The 22,085-nt window shown below is 56.4% G+C and carries 20 protein-coding genes and 1 riboswitch; of the genes, 19 read left to right on the forward strand and 1 reads right to left on the reverse strand.

Annotated elements, in window-relative coordinates; genetic code table 11:
* Positions 1-3 precede the first annotated feature (3 nt).
* Positions 4-711, reverse strand: coding sequence for a response regulator transcription factor (locus K2F33_RS10785; protein WP_263881635.1), 708 nt, complete (start codon positions 709-711; stop codon positions 4-6).
* A gap of 275 nt (positions 712-986) precedes the next feature.
* Between K2F33_RS10785 and K2F33_RS10790 the strand changes: the two genes are divergently transcribed.
* From K2F33_RS10790 to K2F33_RS10880, 19 genes are all read left to right on the forward strand, one after another.
* Positions 987-1,730, forward strand: coding sequence for an acyl-[acyl-carrier-protein] thioesterase (locus K2F33_RS10790; protein ID WP_145028296.1), 744 nt, complete (start codon positions 987-989; stop codon positions 1,728-1,730).
* A gap of 79 nt (positions 1,731-1,809) precedes the next feature.
* Positions 1,810-1,950, forward strand: coding sequence for a hypothetical protein (locus K2F33_RS10795; RefSeq protein ID WP_163880674.1), 141 nt, complete (start codon positions 1,810-1,812; stop codon positions 1,948-1,950).
* 169 nt (positions 1,951-2,119) lie between these two features.
* Entirely contained in the window at positions 2,120-4,258 is a 2,139-nt protein-coding gene (locus K2F33_RS10800) for a DNA topoisomerase III (protein ID WP_263881636.1), read from the forward strand.
* A 275-nt stretch (positions 4,259-4,533) separates the two neighbouring features.
* On the forward strand, positions 4,534-4,797 hold the full coding sequence (locus K2F33_RS10805; RefSeq protein ID WP_076176818.1) for a DUF1294 domain-containing protein: 264 nt from the start codon (positions 4,534-4,536) through the stop codon (positions 4,795-4,797).
* A gap of 99 nt (positions 4,798-4,896) precedes the next feature.
* Positions 4,897-5,331: a universal stress protein gene (locus K2F33_RS10810; RefSeq protein WP_076176817.1), complete on the forward strand. Its 435-nt coding sequence runs from the start codon at positions 4,897-4,899 to the stop codon at positions 5,329-5,331.
* 219 nt (positions 5,332-5,550) lie between these two features.
* A riboswitch (purine riboswitch) is annotated at positions 5,551-5,652 on the forward strand.
* 164 nt (positions 5,653-5,816) lie between these two features.
* Positions 5,817-6,302: a 5-(carboxyamino)imidazole ribonucleotide mutase gene (gene purE, locus K2F33_RS10815; RefSeq protein ID WP_076176816.1), complete on the forward strand. Its 486-nt coding sequence runs from the start codon at positions 5,817-5,819 to the stop codon at positions 6,300-6,302.
* The gene (gene purK / locus K2F33_RS10820) at positions 6,299-7,471 is read left to right on the forward strand and encodes a 5-(carboxyamino)imidazole ribonucleotide synthase (protein WP_076176815.1); all 1,173 of its coding nucleotides are present in this window, start codon (positions 6,299-6,301) and stop codon (positions 7,469-7,471) included. Before purE ends, purK begins: the two co-directional genes overlap by 4 nt.
* Positions 7,472-7,474: 3 nt before the next feature.
* Entirely contained in the window at positions 7,475-8,770 is a 1,296-nt protein-coding gene (gene purB, locus K2F33_RS10825) for an adenylosuccinate lyase (RefSeq protein WP_076176814.1), read from the forward strand.
* Positions 8,771-9,059: 289 nt separating this feature from the next.
* Complete coding sequence (locus tag K2F33_RS10830; protein WP_212970877.1) at positions 9,060-9,947, forward strand: phosphoribosylaminoimidazolesuccinocarboxamide synthase; 888 nt, start codon at positions 9,060-9,062, stop codon at positions 9,945-9,947.
* A 114-nt stretch (positions 9,948-10,061) separates the two neighbouring features.
* A complete protein-coding gene (gene purS, locus K2F33_RS10835; RefSeq protein ID WP_076176812.1) occupies positions 10,062-10,307 on the forward strand; it encodes a phosphoribosylformylglycinamidine synthase subunit PurS in 246 nt (81 codons plus the stop codon).
* Between the two features lie 5 nt (positions 10,308-10,312).
* Positions 10,313-11,002 (forward strand): phosphoribosylformylglycinamidine synthase subunit PurQ, encoded by a 690-nt coding sequence (purQ, locus tag K2F33_RS10840; protein ID WP_212985500.1) that lies wholly within the window; start codon positions 10,313-10,315, stop codon positions 11,000-11,002.
* A complete protein-coding gene (gene purL / locus K2F33_RS10845) occupies positions 10,980-13,223 on the forward strand; it encodes a phosphoribosylformylglycinamidine synthase subunit PurL (protein ID WP_089548981.1) in 2,244 nt (747 codons plus the stop codon). The genes purQ and purL overlap by 23 nt, the downstream gene beginning before the upstream one ends.
* Positions 13,208-14,689 carry an amidophosphoribosyltransferase gene (purF, locus tag K2F33_RS10850; protein WP_076176809.1) on the forward strand — a complete coding sequence of 494 codons (1,482 nt, stop codon included), beginning with the start codon at positions 13,208-13,210 and terminating at the stop codon, positions 14,687-14,689. Before purL ends, purF begins: the two co-directional genes overlap by 16 nt.
* A gap of 143 nt (positions 14,690-14,832) precedes the next feature.
* On the forward strand, positions 14,833-15,873 hold the full coding sequence (purM, locus tag K2F33_RS10855) for a phosphoribosylformylglycinamidine cyclo-ligase (RefSeq protein ID WP_192717201.1): 1,041 nt from the start codon (positions 14,833-14,835) through the stop codon (positions 15,871-15,873).
* Positions 15,873-16,490, forward strand: a complete 618-nt coding sequence (purN, locus tag K2F33_RS10860; RefSeq protein WP_163880686.1) for a phosphoribosylglycinamide formyltransferase — start codon at positions 15,873-15,875, stop codon at positions 16,488-16,490. The genes purM and purN overlap by 1 nt, the downstream gene beginning before the upstream one ends.
* A 512-nt stretch (positions 16,491-17,002) precedes the next feature.
* Positions 17,003-18,550 carry a bifunctional phosphoribosylaminoimidazolecarboxamide formyltransferase/IMP cyclohydrolase gene (purH, locus tag K2F33_RS10865; protein WP_076176805.1) on the forward strand — a complete coding sequence of 516 codons (1,548 nt, stop codon included), beginning with the start codon at positions 17,003-17,005 and terminating at the stop codon, positions 18,548-18,550.
* Between the two features lie 320 nt (positions 18,551-18,870).
* Positions 18,871-20,154, forward strand: a complete 1,284-nt coding sequence (purD, locus tag K2F33_RS10870; RefSeq protein ID WP_263881638.1) for a phosphoribosylamine--glycine ligase — start codon at positions 18,871-18,873, stop codon at positions 20,152-20,154.
* 320 nt (positions 20,155-20,474) lie between these two features.
* Entirely contained in the window at positions 20,475-21,419 is a 945-nt protein-coding gene (locus tag K2F33_RS10875; protein WP_263881639.1) for a ring-cleaving dioxygenase, read from the forward strand.
* Positions 21,419-22,042, forward strand: coding sequence for an alpha/beta hydrolase (locus K2F33_RS10880; protein ID WP_212971186.1), 624 nt, complete (start codon positions 21,419-21,421; stop codon positions 22,040-22,042). Before K2F33_RS10875 ends, K2F33_RS10880 begins: the two co-directional genes overlap by 1 nt.
* Positions 22,043-22,085: the final 43 nt, after the last annotated feature.

A 22,085-nucleotide genomic window follows, 5' to 3' on the forward strand; every position in this document is an offset into this window, starting at 1 on the left:
GCTCTACACCTCCTTCGCCGATTTCATTTTGTAGCCGATGCCCCAGACGGTCTTGATGTAGGCCGGATGCTGAGTATCCTTTTCGATCTTTTCGCGGAGCTTCCGGATATGGACCATCACCGTGTTTTTTGATTCCATGAACGGCTCGTTCCAGACCTCTTCGTAAATTTTGTCCATGCTGAGCACGATGCCCTGATTGACGGCCAGCAGCTTCAAAATGTCGAACTCGCGGGGCGTCAGCTTCACTTCCTGCTCCCCGACGGTCACCGTATGGGTGGCGGTATTGATGACCAAATCGTCGATTACGATTTCGTCCTCGGCTGTGGTATCGCGGTAATTTAACAGCTTGTACCGGCGCAGCTGTGATTTGACGCGGGCGACCAGCTCCAGCGGATTGAACGGCTTGGTGACGTAATCGTCGGCACCGATGCTCAGGCCGGAAATTTTATCGATATCCTGGCTTTTCGCGGACAGCATGATGATGGGGGTGTTGTTCTTTTTCCGGATTTTCATGCAGGCTTGAATCCCGTCCATTTGGGGCATCATCACATCAAGGATGATGAGGTCGATCGGATGGCTCTGCAGCGCTTCGAGTGCCTCCAGTCCATTGGATGCTTTATATAAGGTGTATCCTTCATTTTTTAAATAAATTTCAATCAGTTCGATAATTTCTTTCTCGTCATCGACGAGCAGGATCGCTTCTCTGGACATTAGGGCATTCACACCTCTTTGAATATTGTGGAAACTAGGAGTATGCTTGATGTATAGCATTATAAACCGAAACCCTTAACATTATGGTCACGAATTTCTTAACATTAACTTAAATTCCGCCGATGTTGTGGCCTTAGGATGAACGTTCCGCTGCTTCTTATACATACAGGGAAAGGGCGCAGCCGATGAAAGATCGGGCTTTTTCACCAAATGGAAAGGCTGGCTAACAACGTACGAGTATCATTTTAACGTAAAAAGAGGAGAGAGCGCATAGTATGGGCAACAAGTGGACTGAAACCTACTTAATTCATTCCAATGATATCGATTTTAAATCCGAAGCGCGGCTGTCGGTACTGCTGTCTTTGGCGCAGAGAACGGCCGACGCCGATCTGGAGCAGCTTGGGGCAACGAGGGACCAGATGATCGAAGCGGGCATGGGTTGGATGCTGATTACAATGGATCTGCGCATCAGCCGGATGCCGAAGGCACTGGAGCAAATCAACGTCGAGACCTGGAACAAAGGCCCGAGAGGGGCCCTGTGGCAGCGGGACTTTGTGATTTATGGCAGCGGCGGGGAGATTCTCGGCGAAGCGTGCAGCATTTGGGCGCTCGTGGATATCCAGAAACGCAGAATGCTGCGACCATCCAAGTTTCCTTTTGACGTCTACATTAATGAAGAGGACTCGGCCGGTGAAGCACCGGATAAAGTAACTATACCTGAGGATATGCCGCTGCATGAATCGTACCGCTCCGTGGTACGCTACAGCGGGATCGACGCTAATCTGCATCTGAACAATTCCCGTTATGCCGATCTGTGTATGGATACGCTGACCAAGGAGGAGCTTACGGGTTATTCTTGCGCGGGTTTTCGGATCACCTACCATCACGAGGCCCGATTGGGGGATGACATGGTGGTGAAACGGTCAGAGCTGTCCGGCGGCCGGGTGTACGTGAGCGGTCAAGCCGAGGACGGGTCGCATTATTTTGATGCGTATCTACTATTGAAAGAAACGAACTGAACGAACGAAGGTATCCCAAGGGCCCCATGGATAATTCCGTCCCGATCGGGGGATTGTTAAAGGATAAGGGGGGATAAGCATGCCGCATCGTAAACCGGTTAAAGACAGTAACCTGCCAAACAGAGCGAGCCGGAAACAGGAATACACTACGCTGCATCCGGATAAAGCTGCTAAATTTCCGCCGAGCCTGAACCAAATTCCGAAGCAGGAACAGGATTAGGCATTCACCGCACCACCCCAGGTCCTTCAGTGGCATCCTCGGCTCCTGCCGAGGTTCCGCTGGGGGATTTTATTTTGCACAGGCGATAAGATAAAACAGGGTTACCTTCCTTTTGCATCCGCTGCCGGATTCAATGTTATAATAGGACGGAAAGAAAGGGTGGTACGTCATGAAATCATTGGTATTAGCCGAAAAGCCTTCCGTGGCCCGCGAAATTGCGCGCGTCATGGGAAGCCGCGACAAGCATAAAGGATATATCGAAGGTCCGAAATATATCGTCACCTGGGCGCTGGGCCATTTGGTCGGACTCGCGGAGCCCGAGGATTACGACAATAAATACGCAACCTGGAACCTGGAGGATCTGCCGATCCTGCCGGAGTCGATGAAGCTGAAGGTGCTGCGTGAATCCGCTCAGCAGTTTAAGGTTGTGCAGCAGCAGCTCCGCCGCCAGGACGTCGGCGAGTTGATCGTGGCGACGGACGCCGCGCGGGAGGGGGAGCTCCTCGCCCGCTGGATCATGAAGATGGGAAAATGGAACAAGCCGTTCAAGCGGCTTTGGATATCTTCACAGACAGACAATGCGATCAAGGAAGGTTTTGCTTCGTTGAAGCCGGGGAACCAGTTCGACCGGCTGTACGAATCCGCGCGCTGCCGGGCTGAAGCAGACTGGATGATCGGCCTGAACGTGACGCGGGCGCTCACCGTCAAATTCGGGGCGCAGCTCTCCGCAGGACGGGTGCAGACCCCGACGCTGGGCATGATCATGGACCGGGAAAATGAAATCGTAAATTTCCGGTCGGAGGAGTACGACACGATCAAGGCCGACTTCGGCGGATTTGCCGCGGTGTGGCGGGGGAACAATGGTGACGCCCGCATCTTTGACAAGAGCGCGGCCGAAGCCTTGAAGCGCAAGCTGGACGGCTCGTCCGGCCGGATCGTCAAGGTGAAGAAGACGGAGAAGGTCGAGCCTCATCCGCTCGCTTACGACCTGACCGAGCTGCAGCGGGATGCGAACCGCCGGTTCGGCTTTTCCGCGAAGCAGACGTCGGGCGTGCTTCAGCGTTTATATGAGCAGCACAAGCTCGTCACCTATCCCCGGACCGACAGCCGCTATCTGACGTCGGATATGACCGGCACGCTGAAGGAACGCCTGGAGAGCGTGGCCATCGGACCATATGCTTCCCTGGCGCGTCCGCTGCTGCGGAAAAATTTGAATATCACCAAACGCGTCGTGGACGATTCGAAAGTCAGCGATCACCACGCGATCATCCCGACGGAAGAGACAGTGCTTTTGAATCAGCTGAACACTGAAGAACGCAAGCTGTACGACCTGATCGTCCGGCGCTTCATCAGCCTGTTCTACCCGCCGGCACGGTACGACGCGGTCGCGGTAACGATCGACGTGGAAGGCGAGTCCCTTCATGTGAAAGGGACGACGATCAAGGAGAGCGGCTGGCGCGAGGTATACGGCGGAGATGTCTCCGACGAATCGGATGAAGATTCGTCGGCTGATACCGATGGCGAAGAGAGCGGAGCCCAGCTTCCCGTGCTGAACGAGGGCGAAGCCGTCAAGGTGCAGCGGGTCATCATGCAGGGCGGCCGGACTTTGCCGCCGAAGCGGTATACCGAGGCTACGCTTCTGTCCCAGATGGAGAAGCACGGCCTCGGCACCCCGGCGACGCGCGCGGACATTATCGAGAAGCTGGTGAACTCCGATACGATCGAGCGCCAGGGGAACGCGCTGCATCCGACGGGCAAAGGCAAGCAGCTGATCGGACTCGTTGCGCCGGAGCTGCGGACGCCGCAGCTGACGGCCAAGTGGGAAGCCGAGCTGGAGAAGATCGCCCGCGGCCAGGGGCAGCCGGAGCCGTTCCTGAAGGGAATCCGCGGCATGTCCAAGGATCTGGTGGCAGGCGTAAAGAACAGCAAGGCGGACTACAAGCCGCACAACGTCTCGAACAGCCACTGTCCGGACTGCGGTACCCGGCTGCTGGAGAAGAAGGGCAAGCGCGGCAAGATGCTCGTCTGCCCGAGCGAGGACTGCGGCTACCGCCGTTCGGACGAGAAGCGCCTGTCCAACCGCCGCTGCCCGCAGTGCCACAAGAAGATGGAGATGAAGGAAGGCAAAGCCGGCCTGTATGTACAGTGCCTGTCCTGCGGCATCACGGAGACAGTCAACAAGGACAGCAAGCACGTCAACAAGCGCGAGGAGCGCAAGCTGGTGCAGCAGTATGCCAAGAAGCAGGAGCCGATGGGCTCGAACCTCGGCGAGCTGCTGAAAGCGGCGATGGAGAAAAAGAACGGTTAATAGCCTGAAAGACCCGGGCTGCATGCTCTGGCTGATCGACCTAAGTATACATGCATTAAACCTATTTGGCCTATCGCCGGCACAGCTAGAATCTGGCTAGCGGACTGAGTAATCTCTCATAATGGAGAGGAAACTTGCTCCATCTTTATTTAGGAAAACTCCGCCAGGTAGGCGTTTTTGCTGGGAATACTGGCAGACGGATGCCTGGCGGTTTGTCTCTTGGCTGGTAAAGTTTTATAATAGAAGCAAGCAGTAGAACGGGGGTGGTAGTGTAAGTGAGGACGGCGCTCTTGATCTGGTTTATTTTTATCAACGCGGTAGGTTACCTGATCATGTCCGAGGATAAAAGAAGGGCAAGAAACAGGCGTGACCGTGTGCCGGAAAGAACGCTCTTTCTGCTTGCCGCCATCGGCGGGGCGCTGGGCGTATTGATCGCCATGTACCGCAAACGCCATAAGACCAGGCATCTGAGCTTTCGGGTCGGGATACCGCTGCTGCTGTTCGTCAACGCAGTTCTGTACGCATTTTTCATGAGTTGATTTTATCGCTTGATGGTACAACATGGTTCATTTCTTGCTAATTCGGTTTAATAACATCTCAATTCACACTTCATACAGAGAAAGCGCAGGTGGGTCCACATGTTATTTTCCAAAATTCTTTTAGCTTATGATGGTTCCAAAGCTTCCAATAAGGCTCTTGAACGTGCAATCGAACTGGCGAAAGCGGCGCCTGACGCGGTCATCGACGTCGTACACGTCTTTGACTTCCCGCGCGTATTCATTGGCGAAGGCATGGCTCCGATTCCGGCATCCGTCAACCAGGACTTCTATGAACTCGCTGAGCAGACGGTCGCGGAAGTGAAGAAACGCCTCGACGGCGAAGGCGTCGCCTACAATGCGGAGATGATCCAGGGTGGACCTGCGGAAGTCATTCTGGAATATGCCAAGGAAAAAGGCAATGATCTGATCGTGATCGGCAGCCGCGGCTTGGGCGGAATCCGGGAGTTCGTGCTCGGCAGCGTCAGCCACAACGTTGTGCAGCATGCGACCATTCCGGTGCTTGTCGTTAAATAAATGATGGAATTGTAAGCCAGTGTGCCCCGAATATGGGGTGCACTGGTTTTGTTTTAGGAATGATCAGCGGCAAAATCCGAACATTCGATTTTACACTGTTTTAATTGTTCGTGTTTTAGTTGACATGTTGTGTAGGGGATTGTTAAACTGTTAGGTGTAAAGCCTTAAGGGATTTGGAAGAGGCAGAGAACCATCGCTGGATGGTTAAGGGAATGAACAAATAATCGAATGAATTGATCTCGTATAATGCCGGGGATATGGCCCGGAAGTTTCTACCCGGATACCGTAAATGTCCGGACTACGAGGGAATACTGCTGAGGAGTCGCCGGTTCCGATGGACGGAAAGGCTTCCCTCCTTGCTGCGTTTGCGGCAGCGGTATTCCTTACCCGGTCCGGTATCCTGAAAGTCAACGTATTTCTCGGGCACCGGGCCTTTTTGGGTCTCTCCCGAATGAATAAAAAACTTTTGGAAAGTGGGTTGAAACATGTCAGCAGCGGTCGCTGTCATTATGGGCAGCAAATCGGATTGGGAAACGATGCAGCATGCATGTCTCGTCCTGGACGAACTGCAAATTCCGTATGAGAAAAAGGTCGTGTCCGCGCACCGGACGCCGGACCTGATGTTCGCCTTTGCGGAGCAGGCGGCGGAGCGCGGCCTCAAGGTCATCATCGCCGGAGCCGGCGGTGCCGCGCATTTGCCGGGCATGGTAGCGTCCAAGACGACGCTGCCGGTCATCGGCGTGCCTGTGCAGTCCAAGGCGCTGAACGGCCTGGATTCGCTTCTGTCGATCGTTCAAATGCCGGGCGGCATCCCGGTCGCGACGGTGGCGATCGGCAAGGCGGGCGCCACGAATGCGGGCCTCCTGGCCGCGCAAATCATCGGGGCCTATGACAGCGAGGTTCAAGCGCGGGTGCAAGCTCGAAGAGATGCCATCCGCGACGAAGTGCTGGAAAGCAGTGATTCGCTATGAGCAGCAATCAGGCATCGCAGCAGACATGGCTCCCTGGTTCCACCATCGGCATTCTGGGCGGCGGCCAGCTGGGACGAATGATGGCGCTGGCCGGGACCGCTATGGGGTACCGCTTCATCACGCTCGATCCGACGCAGGATTCGCCCTGCGGGCAGGTGGCAGGACAGATTGAAGCGGCTTACGACGACGTTGATGCAGCCCGCCGGCTGGCGGCGGCATCGGATGTCATTACGTACGAATTCGAAAACGTCGACGCAGAAGTCGCGGCGCTGCTGGAGAAGGAATCCAGCGTGCCGCAAGGAAGCGCGCTGCTCTACACGACGCAGCACCGCCTCCGGGAGAAGCGCGCGATCGAAGCTGCGGGCGTGCCCGTGGCGCCGTACCGCGAAATTACGAGCCTGGAGAGCCTCAGAGAAGCGGCTGCCGAGCTCGGACTTCCCGGCGTGCTGAAGACCGCCACTGGCGGATACGACGGCAAAGGCCAGATCGTTCTCCGCTCGGAGGATCAGCTCGAGACGGCTTACGAGGAACTGGCTGCCACCGGCCGCGAGCTGGTACTGGAGAAATTTGTTGATTTTCAATGCGAAATTTCAGTTATTGCCGCCCGCAGTCCAAAAGGGGAAGTAAAAAGCTTCCCGGTGGCAGAAAATATTCATGTGAACAACATTTTGCACCTGTCGATCGTCCCGGCGAGAGTCGAGGAGCAGGTTCAGCGGGAAGCCCGCAAGCTGGCGGAGCAGCTCGTGGAGCACCTGGGCGCGGTCGGCCTGCTGGCCGTGGAAATGTTCGTGACGAAGGACGGGCAGCTGTACGTGAACGAGCTGGCGCCGCGTCCGCACAACTCCGGCCACTACACGATGGAGGCCTGCGCCACCTCGCAGTTCGAGCAGCATGTTCGGGCCGTGTGCAACATGCCGCTCGGCGATACGACGCTGCTGACCCCGGTCGTCATGGTCAACGTGCTCGGCCAGCATCTGGAGCAGGTGATCCGCGCCAGCGGCAGACCGAGCATCGCCGTCACCGAATACGGCGTGGTGCCGAAGCTTCATTTATATGGCAAGAGCGACGTGAAGAAAGACCGTAAAATGGGACATATCAACCTGCTGTGCAAGGACGTGCAGGACGGACTCGACTGGGTTGAACAAACTAACATCTGGAGGCAAGGATAATTTATGATCGAACGTTACAGCAGACCGGAAATGCGGGCCATCTGGACCGAAGAAAATAAATTCAAGGCATGGCTGGAAGTCGAGCTGTGCGCATGCGAGGCTTGGGCCGAGCTGGGCGTCATTCCGAAGGAAGACACGAAGCTGCTTCGCGAGAACGCCAAATTCGACATCGACCGGATTTACGAAATCGAGCAGGAAACGCGCCATGACGTCATCGCCTTTACCCGCGCGGTATCGGAGAGTCTTGGACAGGAGCGCAAATGGGTGCATTACGGACTCACTTCCACTGACGTGGTGGATACGGCGCTCGGATATCTTCTTCGTCAAGCAAACGAAATTTTGGAGAAGGATATTTTGAACTTCATCGAGATCCTGAAAGACAAGGCTATAGCTTACAAAGACACGCCGATGATGGGACGTACGCACGGTGTTCATGCCGAGCCGACGACCTTCGGCCTGAAGATGGCCCTCTGGTACGAAGAAATGAAGCGCAACCTGGAGCGTTTCCGCCACGCGGCGAACGGCGTCCAGTTCGGAAAAATTTCCGGCGCGGTGGGTACCTATGCCAACATCGACCCGTTCGTGGAAGAGTTCGTCTGCAAGAAGCTCGGCACGAGCCCGGCTCCGATCTCCACGCAGACGTTGCAGCGTGACCGCCATGCCGAATACATGGCAACGCTGGCATTGATCGCGACGTCGCTCGACAAGTTCGCGACGGAAATCCGCGCGCTGCAGAAGAGCGAAGTGCGCGAGGTTGAAGAAGCCTTCGCCAAAGGCCAGAAGGGCTCCTCGGCGATGCCGCACAAGCGCAACCCGATCGGCTGCGAGAACATCTCGGGCCTCTCGCGCGTCATCCGCGGCCACATGGTGACCGCCTATGAAGACGTGGCGCTCTGGCACGAGCGCGATATTTCGCACTCCTCCGTGGAGCGGATCATCCTGCCGGATGCGACCATGCTGCTGAACTACATGCTGAACCGCTTCGGCAACATCGTGAAGAACCTGACCGTGTTCCCGGAAAACATGAAGCGCAACATGGCACGTACCTACGGCGTGCCGTTCTCCGGCCGCGTCATGACGAAACTGATCGATAAAGGCTTCAGCCGCGAGCAGGCGTACGATACCGTGCAGCCGCGGGCAATGCAGGCGTGGGAAGAGCAGCGCCAGTTCCGCGACATCGTGGAAGCGACGCCGGAAATTACGGAGGCGCTCAGCCCGGAAGAGATCGAAGATGCGTTTAATCCGTCGTGGCATCTGAAGCACGTGGATACAATTTTCAAAAAGCTTGGCTTGATATAAGAGCGTTCGGTTTGAAGTTAATCGTGAGTAACCCGTATTAGAGGCTTGGAGAATGATGGACTCAACATCATGGCACACATCTTCAGCGATTGCAGCGAAAGGGACGGAATCGATCCAGAGAAGCGACAGCGTTCGCCTTTGTCTCCGAATTTCAACGCTATTTAGGAGCGACCGATCAAGAAATTTGGAGACAACAGCGATCGGCGGAACGATCCGTAACTGCAGCGGCTGCACCGCTGGCGACGAGGGGATTTTCGAGTGTTGAGCCGAGAAAATGGGGAGGATTCGCATGACATCACCGGCTGTATCGACTGCGGTCGAACTGGTAGACGCGCCGCTGCTGTACAAAGGCAAGGTACGCGAGCTTTACGATTTGGGAGAACATGTGCTGATCGTGGTCACCGACCGCATATCCGCTTTTGACTATGTGCTGGAGCCGCCGGTGCCCGAGAAGGGCAACGTGCTGAACAAGCTGAGCGCGTTCTGGTTCGAAATGACGAAGGACTTCATGGACAACCATGTTGTCCATACGGACGTCGAGCGCCTGGGCGCCGTGGCGAAGAACAAGGAGCTCTTGAAGGACCGGATCATGGTGGTCCGCAAAGCCGAGCGTATCGACATGGAATGCGTCGTGCGCGGTTATATTACCGGCGGAGGCTGGAGGCAGTACCAGGCGGGCGGTGAAGTGAACGGCATCAAGCTGCCGGAGGGCATCCGCAAGAACGAGGCGTTTCCGGAGCCGATCTTCACGCCGGCGGCCAAAAACGATGTCGGCCATGACGAGGACATCTCCATGGAGCGCATGAAGGCATTGATCGGCGCAGAGCTGGCGCAGGAGCTCCAGGAGAAAAGCCTGAAGCTGTACGACTTCGCGCGGCGGTACTGCGATGAGCGCGGCATCATTTTGGCGGACTGCAAGTTCGAATTCGGCGTACTGGACGGCAAGGTAATCCTGATCGACGAGATTTTTACGCCGGACTCCTCACGCTTCTGGGCGAAGGAAAACTACGCGCTGGACATCGAGATCGACAGTATGGATAAGGAGCCGGTGCGATCCTACCTTGCCTCAACACCATGGGACAAGAACAGCCAGCCGGACCCGCTGCCGCAGCCGGTAGTAGACGAAACGACCCGCAGATACGTGGATATTTACGAACGCCTGACGAAGCGCGTTTAAGATAGAACCCGCTGTAGTAATGAACTTAGGTTTTAGACGATTTTTTAGCTAATGCAGGCCTGAAAAAGATTCATTCACTCATTCACTCATTCCTAGAGGAGGAACTAGAAGAACATGATGAAAGCTACGGTCTATGTCACTATTAAGCAGGGCGTACTCGATCCGCAGGGGGTTGCGGTGCAGGGAGCGCTTCATTCGATGGGATTCGAGGAAGTGTCGAGCCTCCGCATCGGGAAATACATGGAGCTTCAGCTGGACACGAATGACCGTGCTGAGGCGGAACAACGCGTCAAAGCCATGTGTGAGAAGCTTCTGGCGAATACGGTGGTCGAGGATTACCGATACGAATTGGAGGGCTAACATCCATGAAATTTGCAGTTCTCGTCTTTCCCGGCTCCAACTGTGATATCGACTGCTACAAAGCGGTAGAGGAAACACTCGGGGAGCCTGTCGATTACGTCTGGCATACCGCAACAGACCTGTCCGCTTACGACTGCATTCTGGTTCCTGGCGGTTTCTCTTACGGCGACTACCTTCGCTGCGGGGCAATCTCGCGGTTTGCTCCAGTCATGAGTGAAGTGGCCAAGGCTGCAGAGCAAGGCAAATACATTCTGGGCATATGCAACGGATTCCAAATCCTGACGGAAGCGGGTCTGCTGCCGGGCGCACTGCTGCGCAACACGTCCATGAAGTTCCGCTGTCATGACACAGTGCTGAAGGTGGCGAACAACCGCACGCCGTTCACGACCGACTTTAGCGAAAATGAAGAAATCGTCATTCCGATCGCCCACGGCGAAGGGAATTACTATTGTGATGAAGAGACGCTCGCGCGTCTTCAGGATAATAACCAAATCGTCTTCACCTACAGCAGCAATCCGAACGGCTCCGTTCTGGATATCGCCGGCATCTGCAATGAGCGCGGCAACGTCGTCGGCATGATGCCGCACCCGGAACGCGCAGTGAACTCCCTGCTCGGCTCCGAGGACGGCAAGCGTATGTTTACATCCATTTTGAAGGCTTGGAGGGATACCCATGGCGCAGCAAGTGTCCGCTAAAGAACCGACCGCAGCACAGATTGCGGAACAGAAAATCTATCAGCAGTTTGGGGTATCGGACAGTGAATACGAGCTGATCTGCTCCTTTATGGGACGTCAGCCGAACTATACCGAAATCGGCGTGTTCAGCGTCATGTGGTCTGAGCACTGTGCCTACAAAAATTCGAAGCCGCTGCTGCGCCGCTTCCCGACCAGCGGCCCGCGGGTCCTGATGGGACCGGGCGAAGGCGCGGGGATCGTCGACATCGGCGACAACCAGGCGGTCGTGTTCAAAATCGAAAGCCATAACCACCCTTCCGCGGTAGAGCCTTACCAAGGCGCCGCGACCGGCGTGGGCGGCATCATCCGCGACATTTTCTCGATGGGTGCAAGACCGGTGGCGCTGCTCAACTCGCTGCGTTTCGGCAAGCTCGAAAGCGACCGCGTGAAGTATCTGTTTGAGCATGTTGTAGCCGGCATCGCCGGATACGGCAACTGCATCGGTATTCCGACGGTGGCCGGTGAGGTGATGTTCGACAACAGCTACGACGGCAATCCGCTGGTCAACGCGATGTGCGTCGGTCTGATCGACCACGACAAAATTCAGCGCGGCGTGGCTAAAGGCGTGGGCAACCCGGTCTTTTACGTAGGTCCTCCTACCGGCCGCGACGGCATCCACGGTGCGACGTTTGCTTCGGTTGAGCTCAGCGAAGAGTCGGAAGCGAAGAAGACGGCCGTTCAGGTCGGCGACCCGTTCATGGAGAAGCTGGTGATGGAGTCGACCCTGGAGCTGATCGATTCGGGGATCGTGCTCGGCATTCAGGACATGGGCGCAGCCGGCTTGACCTGCTCCAGCGCGGAGATGGCGAGCAAGGCGGGCAACGGCCTGGAGCTGTACCTCGACCAGGTGCCGCAGCGTGAAGAAGGCATGACGCCGTACGAAATGATGCTCTCCGAATCCCAGGAGCGCATGCTGTTCGTCGTCGAGCCGAAGGACGAAGCGCAGGCAATGGAAATTTTCGAGCGCTGGGGCGTTATCTGCGCCAAGGTCGGCAAAGTGACCGACGATGGACGCCTGAAGCTGTTCCACCATGGCGAAGTCGTTGGCGACATGCCGGTCAAGGCACTCGTTGACGAGTGCCCGGTGTACAACAAGCCGTCGAGCGTGCCTGCTTATTACGAAGCAAACGCCGGCGTCGATACGCTGCGCTATGAAGAAGTGAAAGACTTGGGCGGCGCCCTGAAGCAAGTTTTGGCTTCCCCGACGGTTGCCAGCAAAGCCTGGGTATACAATCAGTACGATTACATGGTCCGCACGAGCACGGCGGTCCGTCCGGGTTCCGACGCGGCAGTGGTTACGATCCAAGGCACGCGCAAAGGCCTCGCGATGACGACCGACTGCAACGGGCGGTACGTGTATCTCGATCCGGAAGTCGGCGGTCGCATCGCGGTCAGTGAAGCCGCGCGCAACATCGTCTGCTCCGGCGCCGAGCCGCTGGCGATCACGGACAACCTGAACTTTGGCAGTCCGGAGAAGCCGGATATTTTCTGGCAGATGGAGCGTGCGGTAGACGGCATGGCCGAAGCCTGCCGCGTGCTGGATACGCCGGTCATCGGCGGTAACGTCAGCCTGTACAATGAGAACGCCAGCGGAGCGATCTACCCGACGCCGGTCGTCGGCATGGTCGGTCTGGTGCATGATACGGATCATATTACGACACAAGGCTTCAAACAAGAAGGCGACGTCATCTTCCTGCTCGGCGACACGAAAGCGGAGCTGGGCGGCAGCGAGTTCCAATACGTCGTGCATGGGGCAACGGAAGGACGTCCTCCGGCGCTCGACCTGGACACGGAGAAAAAACTGCTGTCTTCCGTGCTTGGTGCGATCCAGCAAGGACTCGTACAGTCGGCGCACGACTTGTCCGAGGGCGGTCTTGCAGTGGCTCTGGCCGAGTCCTGCATCAGCGGTTCGCTGGGTGCCCAGGTGCATGTCGAAACCGGCCTGCGTCCGGACGTAGCCCTGTTCAGCGAATCCCAATCCCGCATCCTGCTCTCGGCATCCCGGGACAAGGCAGAGCAGCTGAAAGCTTATATTGAAGGTCAAGGCGTGCCGGTTGCCGAAATCGGCATCGTGGAAGGCGACAGTCTGGTGGTTGACATCAACGGTGCTTCGGCCGTGAACGAAAGTGTAGGAGGCTTGAAGCAGGTCTGGGAGGATGCGATTCCATGTCTCATGAAGTAACACCGCAAACGCTGTGGACGGGAGACTACTATAACGAAGGCTCGGGCAAAGACGGGCTGTTCGACAAATTAAAAGAAGAATGCGGCGTGTTCGGGGTCTATGGACACCCGGACGCCGCTTCTTTGTCCTACTACGGGCTGCATGCCCTGCAGCACCGCGGGGAAGAAAGCGCGGGGATGTGTGTCAGCGACCGCGAGGAATTTCACTACCACCGCGGCATGGGTCTCGTCAAAGAGGTATTCGACAAAGATATGATGGCTTCCCTGACCGGGGACATCTCCATCGGGCACGTGCGCTATTCGACGAGCGGCGACAGCAAGCTGACGAACGCGCAGCCGCTGGTGTTCAAGTACCGTGACGGCGACCTGGCCGTGGCGACCAACGGCAATATCGTGAACGCCCCGCAAATCCGGCGCGAGCTGGAGGAAGGCGGGTCGATATTCCAGACGACGAGCGACACGGAGGTCATCGCGCATCTGATCGCGCGTTCGCCGAAGGATCTCGTCTCTGCGGCCAAAGACGCGTTCAACCGCATCGTCGGCGGCTACGCGTTCCTGATCATGACGAACGACCGGCTGCTGGTCGCGTCGGATCCGCACGGGCTGCGGCCGCTGACGATGGGCAAGCTCGGTGAGGCGTATATTTTCGCCTCGGAGACCTGCGCGCTCGAGACGATCGGCGCGGAGCTGATCCGCGACATCGAGCCGGGCGAGCTGCTTATTCTCGACAAAGACGGCCTGCATGAAGACCGGTTCGAGGAGAAGAAGCACCGTAAATCGCTGTGTGCGATGGAGTACATCTATTTTGCCCGTCCCGACAGCGACATGAACGGCTCGAACCAGCACGCCGCCCGCAAGCGGATGGGCAGCCGGATGGCGATCGAATCGTTTGTCGACGCCGACATCGTGACCGGGGTGCCGGATTCCAGTATTTCCGCGGCGATTGGTTACGCGGAGCAGACGGGGATCCCGTACGAGATGGGGCTCATCAAAAACAAATACACGGGCCGCACCTTTATCCAGCCAAGCCAGGAGCTGCGCGAGCAGGGCGTCAAGATGAAGCTCAGCGCTGTGCGGCGTGTGGTTGAAGGCCAGCGGGTCGTCATGATCGACGATTCGATCGTCCGCGGCACGACCTCCCGCCGGATCGTGAACCTGCTTCGCGAAGCCGGGGCGGTGGAAGTGCATGTGCGGATTACGTCGCCGCCTTTTAAAAATCCGTGCTTTTACGGCATCGACACGCCGGACCGGCGCGAGCTGATTGCCTCAAGCAAGTCGGTGGAAGAAATCTGCCGGGAAATTAACGCCGATTCGCTGGCGTTCCTTAGCCCGGAGGGTCTGATCACTGCGATTGCAGGCAACAATGCGGATGATTATAAGGGCGGTCTGTGCCTGGCTTGTTTCGACAACGATTATCCGACGCATCTGGATTTTAACGGTGAAGAGAAGTTTGGCTGCAGCTGCTGATGGACTTGGAATGCAGGGCGATTACGGATCGCGATGGCATTGCCGGGCTGAAGGTTTGGGCTGTGTCTGTGGATCGATTCAGGATATGAATACTTTACCCGCTTAAAAAGTGGCGGAGCATTTGACAAAGGAGTGTCGTTGGAGTGTCTGAGGCTTATAAAAATGCCGGTGTGGATATCGCGGCCGGAAATGAAGCGGTAGAACGGATGAAGAAGCACGTGAAACGGACGTTCCGTCCGGAAGTGATGACAGATCTTGGCGGCTTTGGGGCGCTGTTCGGCCTGAACAAGGACAAATATGAGGAGCCTGTGCTCGTTTCCGGAACGGACGGGGTCGGCACCAAGCTGAAAATCGCCTTCGCCATGGACCGCCATGACACGATCGGGATCGACGCGGTGGCCATGTGCGTCAACGACATCGTGGTGCAGGGGGCAGAGCCGCTGTTTTTCCTTGACTACTTGGCATGCGACAAGGTCGTGCCGGAGAAGATCGAAGCGATCGTGGCCGGCATCGCCGAGGGCTGCCATCAGTCCGGCTGCGCGCTGATCGGCGGCGAAACCGCCGAAATGCCCGGTATGTATGCTGAAGGCGAATACGATATCGCGGGCTTTACCGTCGGCGTTGTCGATAAAAGCAAAATCATCAACGGCGCGTCCATCGCCCCTGGAGATACGGTCATTGGCATCGCGTCGAGCGGCGTGCACAGCAACGGCTTTTCCCTGGTGCGCAAGCTCCTGCTTGAGCAGTCCGGCTACAGCCTGCACGATGAAATCCCTGAACTGGGCGGCAAGCTGGGCGACGTCCTGCTGACACCGACCAAAATCTATGTGAAGCCCCTGCTGGCTCTGCTGGAAAAGGTCAACGTGAAAGGCATGGCGCACATCACCGGCGGCGGCTTCATCGAGAACATTCCGCGCATGCTGCCTGCGAACGTCAACGTGGACATCCGTTACGGTTCCTGGCCGATCCTGCCGATCTTTGAGCTGATGCAGAGCAAGGGCAGTATTGCCAACCGCGATATGTTCACCACATTCAACATGGGTATCGGGCTTGTCCTTGTCGTCAGCGAAGGCGATGCGCAGCAGGCGCTGGAGCTGCTCAAGGCGAGCGGCGAGGAAGCGTACATCATCGGGTCGGTAACGCCGGGTGAGTCGGTTGTGACCTTTACGGGAGCCGATGTCTAATGAGCGGCTACCGGATTGCTGTGTTTGCTTCCGGAACGGGAAGCAACTTTCAGGCATTGGCCGAAGCGGCCGCTGAGGGAAGGCTCGGCGGCGCGACGGTGGAGCTGCTCGTCTGCGACAAACCGGCGGCCCCTGTCGTCGGCCGGGCGGAGCGCCTCGGCATTCCCACGCATCTGTTCGTTCCCAAACAGTACGGATCGCGCGAGGAATATGAAGCGGAAATCGTCGCCAAGCTCGAGGAGCTGGACATCGATCTGGTCGTGCTGGCAGGTTACATGCGTCTGCTGACCTCCGTGATCGTCGACAAATATGCAGGTCGCCTGATCAACATTCATCCGTCGCTGCTCCCGGCATTTCCCGGGACAAACGCGATCGGGCAAGCGCTGGACTATGGCGTCAAGCTGAGCGGCGTAACCGTGCATTTTGTGGACGGCGGCATGGATACCGGACCGATTATCGCCCAGCGGGCGATCGAGGTGGCCGAGCATGAGACGGAGGAGTCTTTTGCGCAGGCGGTGCATGCTGTAGAACAGGAGCTGTACCCGCAGGTCGTTGCTCTTTTTGCCCAGGGTAGAGTGAAGCTGGAGGGCCGGAAAGTTACGCTGCTTAAGGGATGATGCCTTGATGTGGTTGGAGATGTAACAACACAAAGATATAGAGATACGGTAAGGGGATAAAGGACACCTGCTGCGGTTCCGACACGAATGGCGGCGGCTGTCAGCGGCTTTTTCGTATAATATAAGTTGAATTAAAAGAATAGGATGCAGGGCAAGGGAGTAAAAGGATTCTGAAGAAGCGAAGCGTTCGCATTTGGCTTTCGGATTTCTCCATTAGGTTGGATCCATCAATCAAGAAATACGAAAACAAGAGCGATCGTAGGAACGTTTTACGTACTTGCCCCTATCATCCATTTCAATCGTTCAACTTATATAAGAAATGATAAATTTCGGTGTTTCCGCAAAGACTTCGGCCGTTATCGAGCAAAAAGTGCGCTTTGTGGAGGGATTTGACGGTTTTGTCGGCTCGGCCCGCTTCCGGCGGATGCCGGGGAATCTTTTCGATATTTCTCGGGAAATAAATGAGCTTCGAGCGAAAGTTATCGTTTTTACACATAAAGGAGGAGCATATCGTGAGTATTAAAAGAGCGCTGGTCAGCGTATCGGATAAGAAGGGCATCGTGGATTTTTGCCGCGAGCTGTCTGCATTGGGCGTGGAGATCATTTCGACAGGGGGCACCAAAAGCCTGCTGGCACAGGAAGGCGTGCCGGTCATCGGCATTTCCGAAGTAACCGGGTTCCCTGAAATTTTGGATGGACGCGTCAAAACGCTGCATCCGGCGGTACACAGCGGCCTTCTGGCTGTCCGTGACAGCGAAGAGCATCAGCAGCAGATGAAAGAGCTGGGCCTGGACTACATCGATCTGGTGGTCGTAAACCTGTATCCGTTCCAGGAGACGATTGCCAAACCGGACGTTACCTATGAAGATGCGATCGAAAATATCGACATCGGCGGTCCGACCATGCTTCGTTCGGCAGCCAAAAATCATGCGTTTGTCAGCGTAGTTGTCGATTCGGCCGACTACGGCACTGTACTTGCGGAAATCCGCGAGAACGGAGATACGACGCTGGAGACGCGCAAACGGCTTGCAGCCAAAGTTTTCCGCCACACCGGCGCATACGATGCCCTCATTTCCGATTATTTGTCGAACGTCACAGGCGATCCTCTTCCTGAGCGTTTGACGGTTACTTACGAGAAGATCCAAGACCTTCGTTACGGCGAGAATCCGCACCAGAAAGCGGCGTTCTACCGCAAACCGCTCGCTCCATCCGGCACTATTACAACCGCCGAGCAGCTGCACGGCAAGGAATTGTCGTACAACAACATCAACGACGCCAACGCGGCGCTGCAGATCGTCAAAGAATTCGACGAACCGGCTGTCGTGGCTGTCAAGCATATGAACCCTTGTGGTGTAGGTACAGGCGAAAGCATTTTGGAAGCTTATAAAAAAGCATACAGCGCGGATCCGACCTCCATTTTTGGCGGCATCGTCGCAGCTAACCGCATTATCGACAGCGACACCGCGGCGCTGCTCAGCGAAATTTTCCTGGAAATCGTGCTGGCACCGGGCTTCACCGATGAGGCACTCGAAATTTTGACGAAGAAGAAGAACATCCGTCTGCTGAAAATGGGCGAATTCGGTTCTTCCAAGGAACGGACCAGCCAATTTGTCGTCACGTCGGTCGACGGCGGCATGATCGTGCAGGAAAGCGACGTGCATTCGCTGGACGAAGCCGATCTGAAAGTCGTAACTGATCGTGCGCCTAGCGAAGAGGAGCTGAAGCAGCTGCTGTTCGGCTGGAAGGTCGTCAAGCACGTGAAGTCCAACGCGATCGTACTGGCCGCGGACAACATGACCGTTGGTGTGGGTGCGGGTCAGATGAACCGCGTCGGCTCCGCCAAAATCGCCATCGAGCAGGCGGGCGACAAAGCCAAGGGATCGGTGCTCGCATCCGATGCGTTTTTCCCGATGGGCGATACGCTGGAGCTGGCGGCCAAAGCCGGGATCACGGCGGTCATTCAGCCTGGCGGCTCCATCAAGGACGAGGAGTCCATTAAAGTCGCCAACGAGTACGGCATTGCGATGGTATTTACGGGCGTCAGACATTTTAAACACTAAGACGGGAACTCGCCGGTCTGGCTGGGAGAAAGTCAATACCGTCATATGTAAAGTCATTGCCGCTATGCACTGAAAAGTGAAAAAGGCTGAGATAGCCGCGTTTAAGAGGTTTGGGATAACGTTTGGGAAGGGTGACTACAGTTGGGCTGTTGTCGGAAAAGTCACCTCCAGCTGCTGCTTCCCGTCATCAAAATCTCCGCTGAACGCGGCTGTCTGCTATAAACGGTGTCGGCACCGTAATCTTGGCGGCGGTATTACGACAGGATGTTTAAGTTCTGAGGAAAAATTAACGTGCATAAACGAAGAAACGGGAGGCGGACATGGATATTTTGGTGATTGGCGGCGGGGGCCGCGAGCATGCCATCGTATGGGCGCTGCATAAGAGCCCGAAGGCGGGACAGATCTACTGCGCCCCGGGAAATGCGGGGATCGGGCAGATCGCCGAATGCGTGCCGATTCAGGTCAATGAATTCGACAAGCTGACGGACTTTGCTTTGACGAAAGAAGTGGGATTGGTCGTCGTCGGACCGGACGATCCGCTGGCAGACGGCATCGTGGATGCTTTTGAGGCGAAAAATATTCCGGTATTCGGGCCTAACCGCAAGGCGGCTGAAATCGAGGGCAGCAAAACGTTCATGAAGGACCTGCTGCATAAATACAACATTCCTACGGCGGCTTACCGCAAATTCGACAATTACGAAGAAGCATCCGCATATCTGCAGTCGCAGCAGGCACCGATCGTCATTAAGGCGGACGGACTTGCCGCAGGGAAAGGCGTCACCGTGGCGTTTACGATGGAGGAAGCGGAAAAAGCGCTTCGCGACATCATGGTCGCCAAAGTATTCGGCGAATCCGGCGCTCAGGTCGTCATCGAGCAGTTCCTGCAGGGGCAGGAAATGTCGATTTTGTCCTTTGTCGACGGCGAGACGGTGCGGCCGATGGCGGCTGCGCAGGACCATAAGCCGGTGTTTGACGGGGACAAGGGTCCGAACACGGGCGGTATGGGCACCTATTCGCCGCTGCCGCATGTGGATCCGGCGATTATTGAAGCCGCTGTCGAAAATATCATCAAGCCGACCGCCAAAGCGATGGTCGCCGAAGGCCGGCCGTTCCGCGGCGTGCTCTTCGCCGGGCTGATGATCCAGCCGGATGGTACGCCGACCACGATCGAGTTCAACGCCCGCTTCGGCGACCCGGAGACCCAGGTCGTGCTGCCGCGGCTGAAGACGGATCTGCTCGACATTTTCCTCGCGGTCGTGAACGGTACACTGGCCGATATCGACATCGAATGGAGCGATGAGGCCGCCGTGTGCGTCGTGCTCGCATCGGGCGGCTATCCCGCTTCGTATCCGAAGGGGCTGCCGATACAGGGGCTGGATCAAGTCAACGCGGCAGACGCCCTCGTGTTCCATGCGGGAACCGCAAAGAACGGGCAGGGCGAGTTCGTCACCAGCGGCGGCCGCGTGCTGGGCGTCGTCGGCCTGGGTGCCGACATCGCCGAAGCCCGCGCGAAGGCATACGCGCAGGCCGAGAAGATTACCTTCGAGGGCAAGCAGAACCGCACGGACATCGCCGCCAAGGCGTTGGTGAAGAGCGGGAAATAAAAATGTTTCGCTAGAAATGCATCCCTATGGATGTCCCTATGGATGTCCCTATGGATGTCCCTATGGATGTCCCTAGGGATATTGCCCGGTACATTTTGCCGGGTCTGAGATAGAAGGCGTTCCGAGGTCGGCACACGACCGAAGGGGCGCCTTTTGTTGTTCAGCATATCACTCTTCGTATACCCCCTTGCCAAAAGTCTCGAAATCATATATTATATATTTATAAATCTTAATATTAAAATAAATTCAGATCAGGTTTGGCAAGTCGTAAACGCAATGAGAGGTTTAAAATTCAGAGAGCATAGAGGAGGTTTCAAACCATGCTGCAGACGACAGGGATCCACCACATTACCGCATTCGTGAACAACGCTCAGGAAAACGTTGATTTTTACGCAGGGGTGCTCGGACTTCGACTGGTGAAAAAGACGATCAACTTCGATGCACCAAACGTGTACCACCTGTACTTTGGTAACGAGCACGGCAGTCCGGGGACGATTGTTACGTTTTTTCCGAGGGACAATAGCCGAACAGGTACCGTTGGCGGCGGACAGGTGAAAACGACGGTGTATGCCGTTCCTCCGGGAAGCCTGGATTTTTGGATACAGCGTCTGAGCTCTCTGGATTTGGCGTACGGCACGACGGAAAGATTCGGAGAAACGTACATTCAATTCAAAGATCCTTCCGGTCTGCAGATTGAATTGCTGGAGCGGGCCGAGGGGGCGCCAAGCCGCTGGTCCTTCAGCGGGGTTCCAGTGGACCATGCCATTAAGGGATTTGGCGGCGCCGTTTTGGGAAGCAATAACCCTAAGCAGACGATGCTGGTTCTGGAAGAAATCCTCGGACTGGCCAAAATCGGCGAAGACCAAGGCCAGGTCCGTTACCGCAGCACCGGCGATATCGGCAACATCATCGACGTGAATATCGGTCAGGAAGAGCGGGGGACCGCCGGTGCCGGTACGGTGCATCATATCGCCTGGCGTGCCAAGGATTTTGCCGAGCATGAGGCATGGAGAAGTCTGGTGGAGGAAGCCGGTCTTCGTCCGACGCAGATCGTCGACCGTCAGTATTTTAATGCGGTGTATTTCCGCGAGCCGGGCGGGATTTTGTTTGAGATCGCCACAGACCCGCCAGGGTTTGCACGGGATGAGCCGGAAGCGGAAATGGGGACACATCTCATGCTGCCCGAGTGGTATGAGCCGCAGCGTGAAGTGATAGAACAACTTTTGCCGGACATTCAGGTCCGTGCGTTGGGAGGCGTACAATGATGAGTATGAAGCATATTTTTGTTCAAGGAAGTCGGCCGGAGGCACCCGTATTGGTTCTTCTTCACGGAACGGGTGGGAATGAGCGGGATTTGCTCCCGATCGCAGACATGATAGCACCAGGGGCATCCGTGCTTGGTGTGCGGGGAAACGTTCTGGAGCACGGCATGCCGCGTTTCTTCCGGAGACTGGCCGAAGGGGTGTTTGATGAGGAAGATTTGATTGCGCGGACGCATGAGCTGAAGGCCTTTTTGGATGAGGCGGCAGCGCAGTATTCCATCGACCGGAACCGGATGGTGGCTGTCGGCTTCTCCAACGGCGCCAACATTGCCGCGAGCCTGCTGTTCCATTACAGCGACGCCCTGCAGGGCGCAGTACTGCTGCATCCGATGGTTCCGCTGCGCGGGAAGGAGCTGCCTGATCTAACCGGCGTTCCGGTATTTATCGGGGCAGGGACGAATGACCCAATCTGCTCCATCAGCGAAACCGAGGAGCTTCATTCGCTGCTGTCAGACGCCGGTGCGGATTCCGAGCTGCATTGGGCAGATTACGGACACCAGCTGAGCAAGCTGGAGATTGATGCGGCGACCGCCTGGTTTGAGCGTCATTTTAACAGCAAAGCATAATGATTTGATCGAACATAAGGAAAAGGCTGCTTGGGACTCATCC

Origin of the sequence: Paenibacillus sp. PSB04, from assembly GCF_025809195.1 — a bacterium.
Lineage (GTDB): Bacteria > Bacillota > Bacilli > Paenibacillales > Paenibacillaceae > Paenibacillus_AQ > Paenibacillus_AQ favisporus.